This is a genomic window from Candidatus Pelagibacter bacterium nBUS_29 (assembly GCF_051200905.1).
Classification (GTDB): Bacteria; Pseudomonadota; Alphaproteobacteria; order Pelagibacterales; family Pelagibacteraceae; genus Pelagibacter.
Map to the genome: position 1 here is coordinate 966,326 of NZ_CP172843.1, position 18,611 is coordinate 984,936.

19 protein-coding genes are annotated in these 18,611 nt (G+C 31.6%); 4 read left to right on the forward strand and 15 right to left on the reverse strand.

What is annotated here, in order from left to right:
* Positions 1-26: 26 nt before the first annotated feature.
* Positions 27-422: a LexA family protein gene (locus tag ACIJYA_RS05195; protein WP_028036578.1), complete on the forward strand. Its 396-nt coding sequence runs from the start codon at positions 27-29 to the stop codon at positions 420-422.
* Complete coding sequence (locus ACIJYA_RS05200) at positions 400-1,680, forward strand: Y-family DNA polymerase (protein WP_435087763.1); 1,281 nt, start codon at positions 400-402, stop codon at positions 1,678-1,680. The genes ACIJYA_RS05195 and ACIJYA_RS05200 overlap by 23 nt, the downstream gene beginning before the upstream one ends.
* Here the strand turns inward: ACIJYA_RS05200 and ACIJYA_RS05205 are convergent.
* From ACIJYA_RS05205 to ACIJYA_RS05215, 3 genes are read right to left on the reverse strand one after another with little or no spacing between them, the layout of a single operon-like run.
* On the reverse strand, positions 1,673-2,692 hold the full coding sequence (locus tag ACIJYA_RS05205; RefSeq protein ID WP_435087764.1) for a hypothetical protein: 1,020 nt from the start codon (positions 2,690-2,692) through the stop codon (positions 1,673-1,675). The genes ACIJYA_RS05200 and ACIJYA_RS05205 overlap by 8 nt on opposite strands.
* A gap of 17 nt (positions 2,693-2,709) precedes the next feature.
* Entirely contained in the window at positions 2,710-5,190 is a 2,481-nt protein-coding gene (locus tag ACIJYA_RS05210; protein WP_435087765.1) for a hypothetical protein, read from the reverse strand.
* Positions 5,187-5,663, reverse strand: coding sequence for a hypothetical protein (locus ACIJYA_RS05215; protein ID WP_435087767.1), 477 nt, complete (start codon positions 5,661-5,663; stop codon positions 5,187-5,189). Before ACIJYA_RS05215 ends, ACIJYA_RS05210 begins: the two co-directional genes overlap by 4 nt.
* Positions 5,664-5,754: 91 nt before the next feature.
* On the opposite strand from ACIJYA_RS05215, the gene ACIJYA_RS05220 reads away from it, so the two are divergent.
* Complete coding sequence (locus tag ACIJYA_RS05220; protein ID WP_435087768.1) at positions 5,755-5,886, forward strand: hypothetical protein; 132 nt, start codon at positions 5,755-5,757, stop codon at positions 5,884-5,886.
* A gap of 137 nt (positions 5,887-6,023) precedes the next feature.
* Here the strand turns inward: ACIJYA_RS05220 and ACIJYA_RS05225 are convergent, their stop codons facing one another.
* The 7 genes from ACIJYA_RS05225 to ACIJYA_RS05255 form a co-directional block, all read right to left on the reverse strand.
* A complete protein-coding gene (locus tag ACIJYA_RS05225) occupies positions 6,024-7,028 on the reverse strand; it encodes a heparin lyase I family protein (protein WP_435087770.1) in 1,005 nt (334 codons plus the stop codon).
* Positions 7,029-8,171 carry a hypothetical protein gene (locus ACIJYA_RS05230; RefSeq protein ID WP_435087771.1) on the reverse strand — a complete coding sequence of 381 codons (1,143 nt, stop codon included), beginning with the start codon at positions 8,169-8,171 and terminating at the stop codon, positions 7,029-7,031. It abuts the gene before it with no gap.
* A complete protein-coding gene (locus ACIJYA_RS05235; protein ID WP_435087772.1) occupies positions 8,168-9,529 on the reverse strand; it encodes a hypothetical protein in 1,362 nt (453 codons plus the stop codon). The genes ACIJYA_RS05230 and ACIJYA_RS05235 overlap by 4 nt, the downstream gene beginning before the upstream one ends.
* A gap of 120 nt (positions 9,530-9,649) precedes the next feature.
* On the reverse strand, positions 9,650-10,816 hold the full coding sequence (locus ACIJYA_RS05240; RefSeq protein WP_435087774.1) for a DUF1501 domain-containing protein: 1,167 nt from the start codon (positions 10,814-10,816) through the stop codon (positions 9,650-9,652).
* Complete coding sequence (locus ACIJYA_RS05245; RefSeq protein ID WP_435087776.1) at positions 10,813-12,258, reverse strand: DUF1800 family protein; 1,446 nt, start codon at positions 12,256-12,258, stop codon at positions 10,813-10,815. The genes ACIJYA_RS05240 and ACIJYA_RS05245 overlap by 4 nt, the downstream gene beginning before the upstream one ends.
* A 2-nt stretch (positions 12,259-12,260) precedes the next feature.
* Entirely contained in the window at positions 12,261-13,133 is an 873-nt protein-coding gene (locus ACIJYA_RS05250; protein ID WP_435087778.1) for a glycosyltransferase family 2 protein, read from the reverse strand.
* Positions 13,134-13,135: 2 nt separating this feature from the next.
* On the reverse strand, positions 13,136-14,458 hold the full coding sequence (locus tag ACIJYA_RS05255) for a glycosyltransferase family 39 protein (RefSeq protein ID WP_435087779.1): 1,323 nt from the start codon (positions 14,456-14,458) through the stop codon (positions 13,136-13,138).
* A 78-nt stretch (positions 14,459-14,536) separates the two neighbouring features.
* On the opposite strand from ACIJYA_RS05255, the gene ACIJYA_RS05260 reads away from it, so the two are divergent.
* Positions 14,537-15,058 carry a TraR/DksA family transcriptional regulator gene (locus ACIJYA_RS05260; protein ID WP_435087781.1) on the forward strand — a complete coding sequence of 174 codons (522 nt, stop codon included), beginning with the start codon at positions 14,537-14,539 and terminating at the stop codon, positions 15,056-15,058.
* A gap of 11 nt (positions 15,059-15,069) precedes the next feature.
* Here the strand turns inward: ACIJYA_RS05260 and ACIJYA_RS05265 are convergent, their stop codons facing one another.
* The 5 genes from ACIJYA_RS05265 to ACIJYA_RS05285 all read right to left on the reverse strand — a co-directional run bounded on the left by ACIJYA_RS05265 (position 15,070) and on the right by ACIJYA_RS05285 (position 18,592).
* Positions 15,070-15,516 (reverse strand): MOSC domain-containing protein, encoded by a 447-nt coding sequence (locus ACIJYA_RS05265; RefSeq protein WP_435087783.1) that lies wholly within the window; start codon positions 15,514-15,516, stop codon positions 15,070-15,072.
* A 52-nt stretch (positions 15,517-15,568) separates the two neighbouring features.
* Positions 15,569-16,195, reverse strand: coding sequence for a glutathione S-transferase family protein (locus ACIJYA_RS05270; RefSeq protein ID WP_435087785.1), 627 nt, complete (start codon positions 16,193-16,195; stop codon positions 15,569-15,571).
* Positions 16,192-17,208 (reverse strand): NAD(P)/FAD-dependent oxidoreductase, encoded by a 1,017-nt coding sequence (locus tag ACIJYA_RS05275; RefSeq protein WP_435087787.1) that lies wholly within the window; start codon positions 17,206-17,208, stop codon positions 16,192-16,194. Before ACIJYA_RS05275 ends, ACIJYA_RS05270 begins: the two co-directional genes overlap by 4 nt.
* Positions 17,209-17,529, reverse strand: coding sequence for a 2Fe-2S iron-sulfur cluster-binding protein (locus tag ACIJYA_RS05280; RefSeq protein WP_435087789.1), 321 nt, complete (start codon positions 17,527-17,529; stop codon positions 17,209-17,211).
* 61 nt (positions 17,530-17,590) lie between these two features.
* Positions 17,591-18,592 carry a fatty acid desaturase gene (locus tag ACIJYA_RS05285; protein WP_435087791.1) on the reverse strand — a complete coding sequence of 334 codons (1,002 nt, stop codon included), beginning with the start codon at positions 18,590-18,592 and terminating at the stop codon, positions 17,591-17,593.
* Positions 18,593-18,611 lie beyond the last annotated feature (19 nt).

Below are 18,611 nucleotides of genomic sequence, written 5' to 3' on the forward strand. Positions count from 1 at the left end.
TCTATAAAGTAGAACAAAACAAGAACATGAAACTAACTATCCCTTATTATTTACATAAAGCAGGCGCTGGTTTTCCATCCCCTGCAACCGATTATATCGAAGAGGATATAGATTTAAATATGCATTTAATAAGAAATGTTCCAGCAACTTTCATTATCAGGGTGCAAGGTAAATCAATGGTGGATGTTGGAATTAATGATGGAGATTTATTGGTTGTCGATAAAAGTTTGAAACCAAAAAACTTTTCAACAGTGATTGCAAACGTTCATGATGAGCTTGTAGTTAAAAGCTTGGTTCAAGAAAGAGATAAGAAATTTTTAACGTCAGGATCTAAAGAGTTTACTGACAGAATTTTAATTAATGAAGAACAAGATATTTTTATCTGGGGAGTTGTAACTTATGTCATCCATTCTACGTACTAAAAAAATAGCATTAGTTGATTGTAATTCTTTTTACGTTTCTTGTGAAAGATTATTCAATCCTAAAATAAGAAGAAAGCCTGTTGTGGTTTTATCTAATAATGATGGCTGTATTATTTCAAGATCTACTGAAGCAAAAGCTTTAGGGATTAAAATGGGTGAGCCTTATTTTAAAGCAAAAGATATTATCATCAAAAATAAAGTAGAAGTTTTCTCATCTAATTATTCTTTGTACGGAGATTTATCTAGAAGAGTAATGCGAACTCTTAAAAGATTTAATTCAGATATGGAAATTTATTCTATTGATGAGGCATTCTTAGATTTATCAAATTTTCCAGATGAAGATGTAGAAAAAATTGGAAAAGAGATTAAGGAAACAGTCTTACAATGGACTGGTATTCCAACTAGTATTGGAATTGCTAAAACAAAAACCTTGAGTAAAATTGCAAATCAAATTGCAAAGAAAAAGCAATCAGGAGTTACTAGCTTAATTGGGATTGATAACTTAGATCCAGTACTTGAAAAAATTGAAATTAATGATGTATGGGGTGTTGGTAAACAATTAACAAAATTTTATAATAAAAATGGAGTTTATAATGCTAAACAACTTAAAAATAAATCTAACAGTTGGATTAAGAAGTCTTCCAATGTTTTAAGCTCAAGAACTGCAATGGAACTTAAAGGTATTCCTTGTATTAATTTAGAAACTACTACCTCAAAAAGAAAGAGTTGTGTTGTTTCAAGATCATTTGGAAAGAGAGTGGAAAGATTTCAAGAATTAAAAGAAGCTGTTGCAAATTATTGTTTAAATGCATCTGAAAAAATTAGATCAGAGTCGTTAGTTGCAAAAGCAATCACAGTATTTGTAAGAACTAGTCCATTTCAAAGAAACTATGGTTACTATTCAAATGCAAAGACTGTTGATTTTCCAATTGCAACAAACAACAGTATTGAAATAGTTAAAACTGCAGTAACAATTTTGGAAACAATTTTCAAAAATAGTTATCAATATCAAAAAGCAGGTGTGATGCTTACAGGACTTTCTAATGCTAATGAAAAAACAAACTTATTTTCATCTGAAAAAGACGAGAAGATAAACAGTTTAATGAGATCTATTGATAACACTAATCACAGATACGGTAGATCTACTTTAAGTGTTGCAAGCGCTGGTGTTCAAAAGAAATGGAGCATGAAAAGAGAGTATTCTTCTAAGATAGATACGGCAGATTTTTATAGTCTTCCAACAATTAGAGTTAATTAAGTTTAAAAGCCTTAGTAGAACCGTCTTTATATTGAAATTCTACTTCTGTTTTTGAGACAAGTTTTAGAGATGAAAAACCATCATAATTAGTAATAAAATCATTTAAATTTTTTCTACCCTTTTTACTCATCTTCCTGCCTGGTGCATTAACACCAACATCAACAATAACATCCGCTCCGTTTAAAAATGCATTTATCCAAGCTTTTACTGGGGGACCACAGGTCATGGCTTCTGTTAACCAAATAGGCTTATCAACATCTACACTTTTTAATAAGGCTGCAAACTCGTCTACCCAAAGCTCTTTATCACATTTTCCATCAGGAGTGCTTATGTGATGAATATTAGCAATATCAAAATTATCTTTTATTTTTGGTAAAGCATATTTCCAAAACTTTTTATTTTCTGGAAACATTCCAGCAGCACCTGCCATAACTATTATAGAGTCTTTTTGTTTTTCTTTAATAATCTTTGAAGAAAAATTAAAAATTTCTATAAACTCATCTTTCTTTCCTTTAAAGAACATCTTAAATTCTGGTTCGTTCATTATCTCCCAATATAAAATTGGCTTAGTTAATCCTTGCATATCATTATTACCATCTCCATCGTAACGATCTACTAGTGCTAAAAGAAAAGTTTTATAATTATCCATTGAACAAGGTTTGCTCAAATACTTTGAAAAATGTTTACCAAAAGGACTTCTTGCTTTTTTTCTTTTACAAGATTTTTGTTCCCAATTAGAGTATGGCCAAATAGTTGCTATGATTGTTTGATTGTGTTCTTGAGCATAAACAACTTGTGCATCAGCTTCATCCCAGGAATAACTTCCTTGTTTCCTTTCAATTTTATTCCATACAAAAGGTCCTGGATGAGGTCTTACCCACTGACCGTCTTTTCCTCTCATTCTTTCATCACGCATTTCTGTTAATTCACCAAATCTTGAATCAGAATAAGAAAATTTATATGAAAAAAATAAAAGAATTAAGATGTTAAAAAAAATAATTTTATTTTTCATTTTGTGATATTAATTTTTTATTTTGGGTCGCCACCTGGATCTCCTGGTCCGCCTGGATCACCTGGTCCACCTGGTCCACCTGGTCCACCTGGATCACCTGGTCCTCCTGGTCCGCCTGGCGCTCCTTCACCACCCATAGCACCTTCAACTGCTCCACCAATATTTCCCATAGCACCACCTGGATCTCCCATAGCTCCACCTAAAGCTCCACCTGGATCTCCCATGGCTCCGCCTGGATCTCCCATGCCACCCATAGCATCGCCCATTCCTGGTCCTGCAGGTCCTCCTGCCATAGCGCCTGCCATAGCTCCGCCCATAGCACCACCCATACCTTCTTTCATAGCTCCACCCATGGCTTCGCCCATAGCACCTTTGCCCATACCACCGACTCCCATTGCTGCTCCCATTGCATGAGAACCCATAGCTGAAGCTGCAGCTCCTTGAGCTGACATTGCTGCTCCCATTGCTGCACCTGCCAATCCTGATCCTGCCTCATTAGCTGCCATTGCAGCACCTGCAACTGAACCCATTGCTTTTCCAGGATCAATACCTGTTCCCATTGCAGCAGAAACTTGGCCTAAATTCATTCCTCCTTTCATCATGGCACCATCCATTCCTTTTGGATCTCCCATTAAATCTCCAAGTTTAGCTCCTTGTGGTCCTCCAGCTAAACCCATACTGGCTGCCATTTCTGGATTCATTTGTGCATTCAAATCCATTGCACCCATTCCAACCATTCCTCCACTCATTGCTGCTAATCCCATATCGCCACCTTCCATACCCATGGCTCCACTTAAACCTTTCATTCCATTTGCGCCCATTGCAGCCATTGTACCTTGATTAACCAAACCTACTTCCATCATGTCACCCATCATCCCAGCACCCATAGTTCCTCCTGCAGCCATTTCTGCCATTCCTTGTATTGCTTGACTTCCTAATCCTGCAACATTAGTTGACATAACTGATGTAATATCCATTCCTGCCATTCCAGCTGCACCCATACTTGCTACCATTCCTGGGGTTAAACCTGTCTGTGCTGCCATTTGAGCCATTCCTAATTCATTCATTGCTCCTGCATCCATTCCAGTCATTCCCGACATAGTTTTTCCCATTTCTGTTGGATTCATAGCTGCACCCATAACTCCAGCCATACCTGTCATACCCACACCAGCTTCAACACCAATTACTCCTGCTGCAGTCATACCCATTGCTGTCATACCTTCTGGTGGCGCCATTGCACCAGGTAATCCTCCTGCCAATGATGGTTTTGCCATAACCATTGCTCCCATCATCATACCTGACTCGCTAATATTTTCTGGCATGTCTAGAGCTTGCGGTCCTGCTTCTGCCATATTATTTGCAAAAGAGCCTTTCATTTCTGTTCCTTTTTGAAGTGCAGTTTTTTCTGTAGGAGCTTTTCCAGATATGGCTTGACTTATCATTCCTACTGTTCCTGACATTGCACCTGCAATGCCTACTTCTGGATTTGCAAATGCAGTCGATAATGATTTAGCCATACCTTCCATACCCATGTCAGCCATAGCTTTTCCAATTTCTTTCATTCCTTCAATACCTTTCATACCATCAGCCATATTTGCCATTCCTTGCATGCCAATATTACCTTCCATACTTTTCATCATATCTTTACCCATGCCTTTTGCACTCATAGTTGCAACTATAGCACCAGTCATAGTCTTGCCCATTTGTCCCATAGCTTCTGGATTAGCAGCCAAAGTTTCAAGCGCTGCTGTTGCTGCTCCAACAGGTAATGCTTCTAGTGCTCCAGCCATCATTGCAGGTTTCATTCCCATTTCTGCAACATTCATAGATGCAAAATTTCCTGCATCAAAATTTGCCATATCAAAATTTGCCGACCCAGTAACTGCTTCCATGTCAACCATTCCAGCATTAGCAAGTCCTTCCATCGCAGCTCCCATTCCGATACCTTGGGCATCAAGAGATCCCATCATACCTTTTGCATCAAATCCTGCAGCACCTAGCGCATTCATTTGTCCTGCCATTTTTTGCATAGCTACAACTTTTCCAGCTCCCATTTGTCCTGCTATACTTGATAATGCTGCCATTTCTGCTGGGGAAAAATCTTTTGCAAAATCTACTCCTGTCATATCTAAAGCTGTTGGATCAGGAATAGCCCCTAAAGCCATATCAGTTACACCCTCGACCAATGACATTGCTTGAACTGCAGAAGTAATATCCCCTTTAGCTAAACTTTCTGTTGCAAATGACATTGCACTTTCAGCTTGCGCTATTGAAACATCTAAAGCTTTACCAATATCACTTTTAGCCTCCCCTAACGCTTCTGTGGCGCCTGCTATATTTTCAGCAACTTTTCCTGCATCAGACGCTAATTGATCAGCTGCTGCTTGAGCCGAACTACCTGCTGCTTCAGAAATTCCTGACATAGAAGTAATATCATTTGCTTTCGCAACCATATTCAAAAATAGTAAGGATATAATTAAACTTTTTATAATCATCATTTAACTTCCTCAATTTTTTCTTGTGCTTTAATAGTTGCTGCTCTTTGAGCATTAACTTTTGCTGTTGCAATTTGTTTTTTTAAACTAGCTAGGACTGCTGCTCGCTCAGCTATTTCAGGTGTTAATTCTTTTACTTTTTTTTTCTTTTTCTTTTTATTTTTTTTATATGCTGCATGAAGCATCTTACCTGTAGCCCAAAATTTCAAAATTGCTTCAGATGATTTAGCTTTAGGAGAAATATTTAAACTCATTCTCATAGCTTCTCTTCCTTTTTTTAATCCCTCTAAAGTCTCAACTTTTGCATTTTTATCATTTAACATTTCATTAAATAAAGCCTCAAAGTAAGCCATGTCTCTTATCATATGATGTTGATATTTATTCAATTGTCCTTTTCCTTTAACAAATCTTGCATAAACTTTTTTTCCTGCAGCACCTTGTTTTTGCTTACTTGTTTTATGATTTTTATGAAACATTTTTTCTGGGTAATCTATTTTTTCATAGATAAATGCTTCTGGTCTTTCGCTCTCAGGCCATTCACTTAGGTTTTCATATTTTAGGCAATAAATGCAATCTTTCTCTTCTTTATCTTTTTTTTTTGCAGCTTCTAAATTTGATGAAGAAAAAATTATAAAAGTTAAAACAATTAAAATTTTTTTTACTAACGATACAGTTTTAAATTTAACTGAGCCTGGCTAAGAAACCATTCATAAGAAAAATCCTACTACTTATTATCCTTCATAGACATAGCTAATTTTTGTTTAAATATGTTATAAATGAAATTAATATTCAATTTTTACGTGTAAAAATTAATTAATTTTTGATTAAGGAAAAAATTAAAAAGGTCTTTGATTTTGTGAATATTTTAAATCCTTACAAAATGATTTTCCTGGCACTCCTCCACATAAAGCAACATTTTTTGCACCATGTACTTGAGATTTATCAGACAGTTGACTTATTATGTCGGAACACCCACTCCATAAATCATCACAACTATCTGCTTTGCCCACATTTGAGTATCGAATAACTGTATCAGGTATTTTTAATCCAGCATCGGTAGCTTCATCCATATGATGTCTATAAGGACCAAACTTAAATCTTGCACTTGATGCACCTACCATCGTATCACCAAAATAACTTGTTCTTAACTTACCATCTATCCAAAAATGCAAAAAACCTTTTTTGGCCCATTTCGCATTTATTAAAATATTAACCCACTTACCTTTTAGTGAAGAGAAATCAGGATCAAGGACTACAGTATAACTATCAAAATAATAATATTCTCCTCCAGTTTCATTTTTTTTAGAACCATAATTTGGTGAATTGAAAGACCAAGTAAAATTATTTTTTACTATATTTAATGAAGCATCATGTGTTCGTTCACCTTTGCCATAAAGTTTTTTAAAATCAAACAAAGAAATAGTATGCTCATCTGTTCTTATATCTTTTGGAACAAAGTAGCCTACTCTATACCACTTAGTTTTACCTTTTTTTGTAGTATGTTTGTAAGGTTCCATAATTTGAAATCTCTGAGCGTGACCTGGTTTACCCCATCTATTCCAATCATGTTTGTGTCCCTTGTTTGAATACTTTAAATTAAATTCAATTCCTTGCTCTGCAACACCCATATGATCTTCAAATTTATCAAAAAATTTGTAAAGACCATTTTTATTTGGAGCATTTCTGGTATTGAAAACCATTTTATTTTTTGACTGAGCTTTCAAAACATAACGTCCAAAATCTTTCTTCTCTTGTTTTTTCATATTTGTGTGCCATTTTCCAGCGTAAGAAAGTGATGGAAGCAAAAGAAGGGATAGAAGAGTGATTAAAATTTTTTTCAATTAACCTTTAATTACTGAATGAACTATTTTTTTCCAATTATAGTTTCTATATAATGAACTAACTACTATTATTCTTTTATTATCTAAATCAATTAATATTTGCTGACCTGCAAATCCGCTCAATCCTAAAATTTTTCTTTTTTTATCAATTCCAAAAATATCAAAATGGATTTGGCCGCCATATGATTTTGTATAAAGACCAACATCAGTTGCTTTTTTTGTCTTATCTTTTTTTTGAACTCTATTTTCATAAATAGTTTTTAAATATTTTCCAGCACAAGTATCATTGTGCCAATCATCCATCATAGTTTTAGCAATTCTTAAATAATCATATCTATTTGCATAAAATGAATATCTTGCAGAAACAAAGTCTTCGTATTTTAAATATTTTCTAGATTTTTGAAATTGAACTTTGTTTTTAACTCCAATATGTTCATTAAATACTTTATGTAATAATTTATCCCAATCTTCACCGACTTTGAATTTTACGTAATTCATAATCACATTAGTAGTCAGGGCACTATAATTATAAATTAATTTACTTTTTTCTGTACCTCTTAAATATTTATTCATTACCTTAACTAAACCAATGACATTTACATTTTCTTCTTTTTTTTCACCTTTGATCCTATTGTCAGATCCAACATTTCTTCTTTCACCAACCCATTTTTGATCTCCACCTTTCATATTTAAAAGATCGAGTAATATAGAGTCTTCGTAAAGGGTATTTTTAATTAAAGGCCAATCATTTAATTTTACATTTATATTATCTATATAACCCTCACAAATGGCATGCCCTGTTACATAAGAAACTAAACTTTTCCCCATTGAGTGTGATGGCAACATGCCATCAATGATTTTATCCCCTTGAACAGAATATGGTATGTCAGATTCATCAATTACTATTTGATCATTTTCAAATAGTAAGTAACTAATAATTCCTGTGTTTTTATTGTTCTTAAATTCTTTTAAAACATTCTTATCTTGTCTTAGATTTGATTTAAACTTGTAGTGATTTTCTGATCCTTTAACTACCCAGCCTTCATAATCTCTAAGTGGATAATCCCAAGTATTTTTGTTTTTATTTGCGTAAGTTGAAGTTGAAAATATTAATATACAAATAACTATTAAGATTTTTTTCATTTACCTTTTTTAAACCGATCGTGTAGTAGTTTTTTGTGATTATATTTATATTTTTTATTATTATAATGGAGTGAATTAACAACCAGTATTCTTGAATTTTCCACATCAATTAAAATCATATTCCCGCCATAGCCACCCATGCCAAATATAATTTTGTCTTTTAATCCTGGAAAATCCATATGAAATTGACCCCCATATGATTTTGTGCGATTAAATAAAGGCTCTTCTTTTTCTTTGCTTCCTTTTGGTATTCTTCTTTTATAAATTTCTTTTAAATATTTTCCAACACAAGTATCATTCTGATAATCATCCATTATAGCTTTTGCAATTCTAAGATAGTCAAATCTTGTTGCCATTATGTTGGGATGTCCATTTCCATTCTTTTCTTGAAAACTAGTATAGCCATAACGAATACTATGTTTGATCTTTATTTTATCGTTGAAAACTTTGCTATAAAGTTTTTTATAATCTTCACCAGTTTTAAATTTTATATAGTTCAAAATTAACTGAGTAACAAATCCATTATAATTGTATCTCTCCTTAGATTTTTTTGTATTTTTGTTTCTAAAGTGTGAGCGCATAGTTGTTTCAATATCTCTATCTTCATATGCGCCTAATTTACTGGTACCATCTTCAAATTCATCAATATATTTTTGATCGCCAGTATTCATATTTAAAAAATTAATTAATTTTTGATCATGATAAAGTGAATCTTTTATTACAGGCCAGTCATTTACTCTTGCATCAACTCCATCAATATAACCCTCACATATTGCGTGACCTACTAAATAAGAAGTTACTGACTTACCCATTGACATAGAATAAAATTTTGTTTCATTATTTAAAAACTCTCCTAATCTTTCTTTGGGAGAAAATTCATCAATCAATACTTCGCCATCTTGATAATATAAATAACTAAGGATACCTTTAGTTTTCATTTGTTTTTTTAAAAATTTATCTTCCATTAAGTTAAATTTAAAATCGTAGGAACTATTTGTTGTTTTAAACTCTTTTAAATGTGAGCCTCTATCTCTATAAGAGTATTTCCATAAATAATAAATCAAGGTGTCTCTATTTGGGTTTGAGTGATAAGCAATATTTGTGCCTGATAATGCTTTATTATCTATCTTGATATCTAGATTGTTAGATCCTTGAAATTGATCACATTTATTATAATACCAATTATTGCTATATTTTGGTTCTTCTTTGCAAATTGGGTTTGGTTCTAAGTTTACATATTGATGATAACCGTTTTCTAAAAGCCATTGATTGAATTGATTTTGGTTGGAGGCCTCAGAAGCAAATAGATTGTTTTGAAATGAAAAGATTAATACAACAATTAAAATTATATTTTTCATAATTTATATGTTGTCCCTTGATTTAAAAGTCAGCACAACCAGACTTTGTTATAATATTACAAACTTAGCAAATATTAAAGATACGGTCAAAATAAATAAAAAACAAAATAGGTTTATTTATTAAGCTTTAAAGAGCTTGTCGGAAAGATTTTGTAAATCCTCACCCCAAAAAACTTCTTTTTGAATACGTTTGAAATCTAAATCAAAAACAGTGGACATTGCTGATGCATAAACGGATCTAGCATCAATTGTAGCGTTAAGATCTCTGCCTTGATATAATTCTTTTTTCTTTAAACCTGGCCAATCTGTATGAACTTGGCTTTTCTTTAATAAACCCCCTGCCATAAATATTGCGGTTCCATAGCCATGCTCAGTTCCATTTCCTCCGTTTTGTTTTATGGTTCTACCAAACTCAGTCACTGTTAAAATAATTGTATCTTTGTAAGCTTCCTGAAGATTATCCTTCAAATTATTAATAATTTCATCCATTTCAACTAAACATTTTGTATGAGTGCCATCCACACCCCCTTGTGCTGCGTGAGTATCAAAACCATTAACTTCAAACACTGCTACTCTTGGACCATCTGATTTTCTCAAATATGTAGCTGCTTGTCTTGCAAGATTTTTATTTTTTCTTTTTCCACGACGATAGGAACCGCCCATCATTTGTTCATCTTTTCTTTTTTTAATGAAGTCCATCATCTCGTAAAGCTCATCTTCTGAGCTTTCGGCATAAACTGATCTTAAAAGATCCAAAGTGTCTTTCTGTGGAAGTTTTCCATCTACTGGAAAATAGTTATTATTTTTTGGAATACCTCTAAGCAATAATGGCATTGGTAATGATAGTGCTAATCCATCACCCTGTAGTTTTGCTAGCTTCATTGCTCTTCCAACCCATCCTGTTTTTTCTTGGTAGGCAATTTTTCCACCTGACTCCATTAAATTTTGGCCTTCAAAATGTGATCTTTGCGTGTAGGGAATACTAGTTGCATGAACTATTGATCCTGTATTATCATTCCAACATTTATTAAATCCTATTAATCTTGGATGCAAAGCAAAATCAGAATTAAGTTTTATTGTATTTTCAATTAAGATATTTTTTCGTCTTTTTTCGAAATTTTTGTCTCCAATTATAGGTACAGCACAAAGACCGTCCATACCTCCACGTAACATAATTACCACTAAGTTCTTTTTTTTGGATGATGAAGCTAAAGCTGGAAGATTAAATCCTGCTAAAAATAAAGTTGTAGCTGAACCTTTTAAAAAATCTCTTCTTGATATCTTCATGCTCTTAATACCTCAGGTAGATTAAATAAAACCATATGTTTTTCTTCATTACTTTTAGCTTTTGAAACTATCTTTAAAATTTTGTCTGGATTATCAAAATTTGTTCGAATAATTTTTTCATGAATAGTATCGTCTATCTGATCTTTAATTTTGTATGTATGAAAAGCTCTTTTCGCATACATTAATCTTCTAATTATTAATTCGGTAGACATCCAGTCACTTGATAAATCTGAATATCCATTAGGTTGTTTGGATCTATATGGATGATAACCTATATCTTTTAACAACCGATCAGGTTCTCTCAACTCTTGACTAATTAAATTACCTAATTCAAACTTATCCATCTTCTTTTCTGGTATTGGATATGCGTATGTAGCGCCTGACATATTTATAGTTTGCAACCACCAATTTTCAGGGTTTTGAAATTTTTGATATTTATCATTATATTCAAATGCAACTTTGATAGCAGCCTTATGAACCTCAGGCAGATATCCATCTGATTTTTCCCATGCTTTAATAATTGGAGCAATCATCTCTTTTGTTGGGTTGTCAGTAATTAGATACCTACAAAGTTTTGTTGCTATAAATTCTCTACATGAAGGATGATTTACCAAATCTTTAATAGCAATTTTCAAACTTTTTTTTCCTGCTTTATACTCTTTACCAAAAACATATTTTTTTCCTGGCTCATGTCGCTTTGACATAAATCTAATATCTGTTCCTTGATCTTTTGATTTTGTCCACTTTGGTCTCCAGCCCGTCATTATGCATGCAAGCCCCATGACATCTTCTTGGGTATAGCCAGCTTTTGGTGAAATTGTATGAAGTTCCATTAATTCTCTTGCATGATTTTCATTTATTGTTGCAGGTTCATTTTCCTTCTTTCGCCAATCTTCTTTTCCACTTATAGAATTTGGTCCAATATTATCTTTATTATCTAAATGCATAATCATCGGCCATGCAATAGTTCCTTCGATAGCCATAGTTTCAAAATTTTTATCCATATTAGCTCTTATAAATTCTCTTTGATAAGCTCCAGTTGAAAAACTTGGTAGCCTTTGGGCGTCACTTATTGTGAAATGATTGGTCCAAAAGTACCAAAGTTTAGCAAGTACAGGATTATTACTTCTTACTCCTTCTGCATGTCTCATGCATATTTCGTTATTGGGCCAAAATTTTGCACCACTGTCATCTTCAAGTATCTTTTCAGCTATTCTTAATCCTTCTGGATCATTTTTGTATTTTTTTTTAAAAGTTGTTTCTTCAGTAACTCTTTGTTTGATCCAATGTTTTCTCATTTCTTTTTCAGAAAAAATATATTTACCCTTCCAATTTAATTCAGGTATTGTTTCAACTTGTTTTTGAGCCCAAGATAGTGGATCAGATGGAGCTTTCTCTCCAGGTTTCAGACCAAAACCAACTTTTCTAAAAAAGCTTTTCATAACTATTTAACTATATTAATATTATTAATGTTTTCTAGTGATTTGTCAAATTCACTCATATTTTCTCTTAGAGCTAGATTAGAAATCGAATAAATCATTATCAATAATAAAACTAGTGGTAGTGAAGTGATAATAGAAGCATTACTTTTTATTAAAAGAATATAAAAAACTATAAATAATGCTGAACGAATTAGAACCGTTTTTCTAAAAACACTAATTATTGATAAAGAATGTTTTAGTAAATTAAAAAAACTCATCTTTGATGGTCCAAAATATCTAGTTCCTCTAATTGAAGGTATTGATAATAAGTCTTTTTCTACTTTTTTTAATGATCCTGAAAAACTATTCCAAGTTGCTTTTTCATTAAGTAATTTTTCAACTGTTGATTTTGACAAACAGGTAAAGTTACCAAATTTAATAGATTGATTAGTAAAAGCTAAAGTTAAAATTTTATGTGCTTGATAGCAAACTTTAAATATTAAACTTTCAGATCTTTTTACTCTTTCACCAATTATACTTTTGTCTTCTGTTTGATCTGCAATTTGTATAAAATTTTTTATTTCTTCAGGTCTATCTTCACCATCTCCATCCATGGGTATTACATAATCAAATTCTTTTTTTTCAAAAATATATTTAAGTCCAGAAGCAATACATCTTGCATGACCTCTGTTTTCTTTCATATTTATAATTTCAATTGAATTAATATTTTCAGTATTTTGATACCTATCGATTATCTGTTGAGAAGATGCATCGTTAATAATAATAACTGATATCTCAGCATTAAGACTTTTAGCTTCTGAGTTAATATCTTCAATTAACTTAGTTAAACTTTCTCTATCATTATAAATTGGGATTAAAATTATATACTTTTTCATATTTATCTTGAGCCAACACAAACATTATCAAGACACATATAATCTTTCAATTGATCAAGTTTTTCTCTTACAATAATTCCTTCCCAAACAGGTCTTGATTGAAGATGATATGATAAATTGCCAGCATTCCATTCGTTTCCATAAACTACGTTTATCTTAGTATTAAACTGCTGATTCCAAGCATACTGTGTTTTTAAGGCAATTTCTTTGCCAGGATAATCGGTCCTTTTATCTTCTTTTGATAATGAGACATATGCATAAAATATTGGAGATAAAAAGAATAGAAAAATAAATCCAACCATGAATGGTTTTAGCTTTTTGAAGTTTATTTGAGCTTGAAATAAATAAACAAATAAAGTTCCAAAAAATAAATAAAACGGTGTCATCCACATTGTCCTAATTTTAGAACCAGTAACTGTTGAAGTTAAAAACATTAATATGATGGGAAGAATATTAATAAATAATAAAAAAAGTAGCTTCTTATCTTTAAAATTAAATTTAAATTTTATTTTTTTTACTAACAACCAAACCAAAACTAAAAATGGAATTAGTAATCCGATTTGTTTTGTCAAAAAAATAAATGGAAATTTAATATGGTCAAATACACTAGATTGCTCTAATCCTGTTCTTGCAAGTCCATATGTTATTGTAATAAATTCATTGTTATTAAGCCAGATTAAATGAGGCACTAAAATTATCAAAAATACTTCTAGTGTTATTAAATATTTAAAATCAAATTTTCTATCTTTATTTATAAAAATTAAATACATGAATAATAGATCTATTGAAGCTAGTAGATAAACAAATAGATATTTGGATAAAAAACCAAAGGCTGCAAATAATCCAACTAAAAAACAATCAGAAAATTTTACCTCTTTGCTATTATAAATTTTCCATGAATAATAAACTGTGGCTGACCAAAATGGGAGTTGACAAACATTCACATTAAATTCAGGAGTTGTAAAATTATAGAAATAGATAGCCTCAATAAGTAAAACTGAAATTAAACCTAATAAATTATTGTTAAAAATTTCTTTAGAAAATTTAAAAACGTAATAAAAAGAAATAAGTACAAAAATTTGACTAAGCAAATAATAAGCCCAATCTTGAGAGCCAAAAATTTGATAAAAAACTTCTGGAAAAAAGGCACTCATTGGTGGATGTTTGTTAAATCCCCAATCTAAATTACTTCCCCAAGCTAATGCTTCTATAGTATCCAGTGGTAAATTGTGATTAGTTATAGATGGAACCAAAGTCCAAAATATTAGATGCGATATAACGAAAATATAAAAAATATTATTTATATTTCTGTTGTTATTGGTCATTTATAAATATTTATAACAATTCAGCTTGCTTGACACCTCTAATTTGCTAAATATACTGCGAAAATTCAAATTTAAACAATGCCAAAGACTACTAAAACTATAAAAAAAGTTTCTAAGCCTAAATCAAAAGCTGTTAAACCAAAAACAAAAGTTGCGGCCAAACCTAAAGTTGCAGCTAAAGCTCCAATAAAAATTTCAAAAACTTACGTGCCAAAAGATACTGAAAAATATATGTGCGAAAAACATAAGGTGTTTTTCAGAATGAGATTAACAGAATGGAAAAAAGATTTAGTTAAAGCCAATAATGAGGCGCTTTACTTTGGAAGTATGGACGATAATAGTATTTCTGCTGATGTTGTGGATCAAGCAAGTTCATACACTGATAAAAATGTAGAGATGAAAGCTATTAATAGACAAATCAAGTTAATATCTGAAATTGATAAAGCTTTGGCTAGAATTAGAGAGGATATTTATGGTTACTGCTTAGATACCGCAGAACCAATCGGATTAAAAAGGTTAATAGCAAGACCTGTTGCAAAATACACTATTGCCGCACAAGAAAAGCATGAAAAAAATGAAAAAGTTCATGCAGATGATTAATTAACTTTAAATTAATCTAGCACCTTTATTTTATCACCTATTTTGATACTAGAAGAGGTAAGCACTTGGCATCTTAGACCACCTCTTCTTAAAAACTCTTTTAAAATGTTATCCTGTCCAAGAACTTCAGTTAAATGCCTACATGGACGACACAAATCAATGCCTTCAACTTCTACATTTCCAACCAAAATCTTTTTACCAACTAAATCATTCAATTGAATTCCTTTAGTAACAACATTTCTTCTGAAATCTATATAGGGAATATTTAAACTATATTTAAAATTGTAATAATCAATATTTTCAGACTCGATTAAAGATAATTGATTATATGGGTCATTAAATTCTTTAAAATGTCTATCTCCTACAACACCTTGATTAGTCAGGACTTCAATTGAATTTACTTCATTTATTGGTTGATTATTTTTAATTGAAATTCCTAATTTATAAACTTCAGACATATTTAAATGAGGTTAATTTAAATCTTAAATGAAAACAAGCAAACAATGGGATTTAAAGGCTTGGAATTTTTGAACCATCTTTGAAAAGATCGTACCCTTTTATAACTGCATCACGGTTTGATATCTCAAGATACCATCTAGATAAATTTTTGTAATTCTTTAATCCAATATCATGCCACTCATGTCTCGCAAACCAAGGGAAAGTTGCAATATCAGCAATTGTATACTTTACTCCTGCAAGAAATTTTGACTCTTTCAATCTATTATCTAATTCTTGATATATTCTCTTTGCAATTTTAAAGTATCTCTCTTCACCAAATTCACTCTTGCCAGGATTGTAGTGATGAAATTGATGGTGTTGACCTATCATGGGTCCAATGGTTCCCATTTGAGCCATCAACCATTGATTAATTTTTAATCTATCTTGTTGATCATAAAGCTTTCCACTCTTTTCTCCTAGATACATTAGAATAGCTCCAGACTCGAAAATACTTTCATTGTTATCATGGTCGGTAATTACTGGAATTTTACTAAAAGGACTTAACTTTACAAACTCTGGTTTAAATTGCTCATCTTTACTTATGTCTATTTTTGTTACTTTATAATCGTAATCAATCTCTTCAAGCATAATAGAAATTTTTTTACCATTTGGGGTGTCAGCTGTAAAAAGTTCTATCACTCTTTAACACCAAGTCTATTTTTTATAGTTTTAGACGAAGTAGTAAATTCAAATCTATACTTTTCATCGGGTCGAGCTAATTTAAAACAAGCTCTAGCAGCTAATGCTCCTTCATGAAAACCTGACAAAATAAGTTTTAACTTTCCAGGGTAATTACATATATCTCCAACAGCATAAATACCTTTTTTGTTGGTTTCAAATTTTTCTGTATCAACTTCAATAGTTTTTTTATCAATATTAAGTCCCCAATTTGCAATAGGACCTAACTGCATTATCAATCCAAAAAAACCTAAAACATAATCAGTCTTAAAAGTTTTGATTTCACCATCATCATGTTTGATACCAATACTATCCAAACTTTTTTCACCACTAACATTTGCTAACTGATATTTTGTGTAAAGATTGATTGCGCCTGATTTTGCAAGCTCCTGTACTTTATCTACCGTTGATTGTGCACCTCTAAAATCATCTCTTCTGTGTATTAAATTTACTTTAGAAGTTTTTGATAACTCAACGGCCCAATCTAATGCACTATCTCCACCTCCAAAAATAGAGACTGTTTTTCCCTCAAATACCTTTTTATCTTTTACAGAATATAAAATTGATTGATTTTCATATTTCTCACACTCTTTTGGTGCAAATTTTCTTGGCTCAAAAGAGCCAACACCACCAGCAATAATTACGTTTGGTGTAATAAAAGTTTTTCCAGCGTTTGTTTTTACCAACCAGTTATTGTTTTCTTTTTTAACTTCATCCACTCTTTCATTTAAATGAATAGGTATATTAAAAGTTTTAATTTGGTTTATTAAATTATTTGTTAACTCTTCTCCTGTACATTCAGGAACTGCTGGAATATCATATATTGGTTTATCCGGATAAAGCTCAATACATTGCCCTCCAATTTTATCTAGGTTATCAACAATCTCACAGTTAAGACCAATTAATTTTAATTGATGAGCAGTAAAAAGTCCTGTTGGACCTGCTCCAATTATTAATGCATCTGTTTTATTCATCTAACCTTGTTTTGATGGAATGTTTACAACTAGACCATCTAATTCATCTGAAACAATTAGCTGACAACTTAATCTGCTATTTTGTTTTGGCTCAAAAGCCATATCCAACATATCTTCTTCACCATCTTCTTTGGCTGGAAGTTTATCTTTCCACTCTTCATTTACATACACATGACATGTTGCACACGCCATTCCACCTCCACAATCAGCATCAATTCCCGGAATATCATTTTGAACTGCACCCTCCATTACTGTTAATCCATTTTGAACATCGATTGTGTGTGTTTTGCTGTCGTGAGTATTATATGTAATTTTTGCCATGGGCTATATATAGGTTTTTATTTAGATAGAACAAGTGAGTAAAATCATACCAAGTCTATTTTCAGACATTTTGTAATTGAGGTATATCTTTTCTTATAAAATAACTCGCATCTTCTTTCTGTTTAATCAATGCTGGAATTATTTCTTTGTATGCGTCTATCAGTCCATTATTTGGTTTAGGCAATTGATCTTTTATATGGTGGTGAAGTTTATCTAAGTTATATGACGGGACTGTTGGAAACATATGATGTGTCAAATGGAATTCCATTTTCCAATATAAAAAGCTTAATATTGGATTTAGATACATTTCTCTTGATGAAAATCTGTGATCTTTAACATTTCTTGCAAGTCCCGCATGTTGAGTAAATGCAACAAGTTTGTGTAAAGTTTTTCCATAAAATTGTGGCAATAAAAAATAAAGCATCGGTAGCCAAGATGACGCTAGTATTGACCATAAAATAATTAACAACCAAATTGCAACATAAATTCTTGAACTAAAAATTACTTTTGCTTGTGCTTTTTCAGGAATACAGTCTTCCATTACTTTTGTTTTAACTCCAAATGCATGTTGAATAATTTCATATGAAATATGTTTTTTAAAAAATATTAAATCTAAAAACGGAATTATATTTATAATTAATCCTTTTGGAGTTTCTTTTAAATTGTTTCCATATTCAATTTCATGATCAAAAGGATTTTCAGTTGAATAAGTATTGCCATGATGAACAAAATGAGTGTATCTCCATCTGATTGGTTCAAAATTAGCCATATAAGATGAAATATAATAAAAAATTTCATTTAAAAATTTTGATTGAAAGGCAGTTTTATGACCCGTCTCATGCCACAATGGATTTGAAAATGAATAGATGTTTCCATACACTAAAAACCAAAACACCGACCACCAAGTTCCCCAAGTTAAATATGCCAAACTTCCAGTTAAAATTAATAAACCAAAAAAAAGAGAGATATGTTGTAAACCTTTTATGTCAGATTTTTTTGAAAGCTCTTTAAGAACTTCAATATCGACTTTACACTTGTGCCATTTGTCTAGATTAACTTCCATAGCTTAAATTATTGCAGGC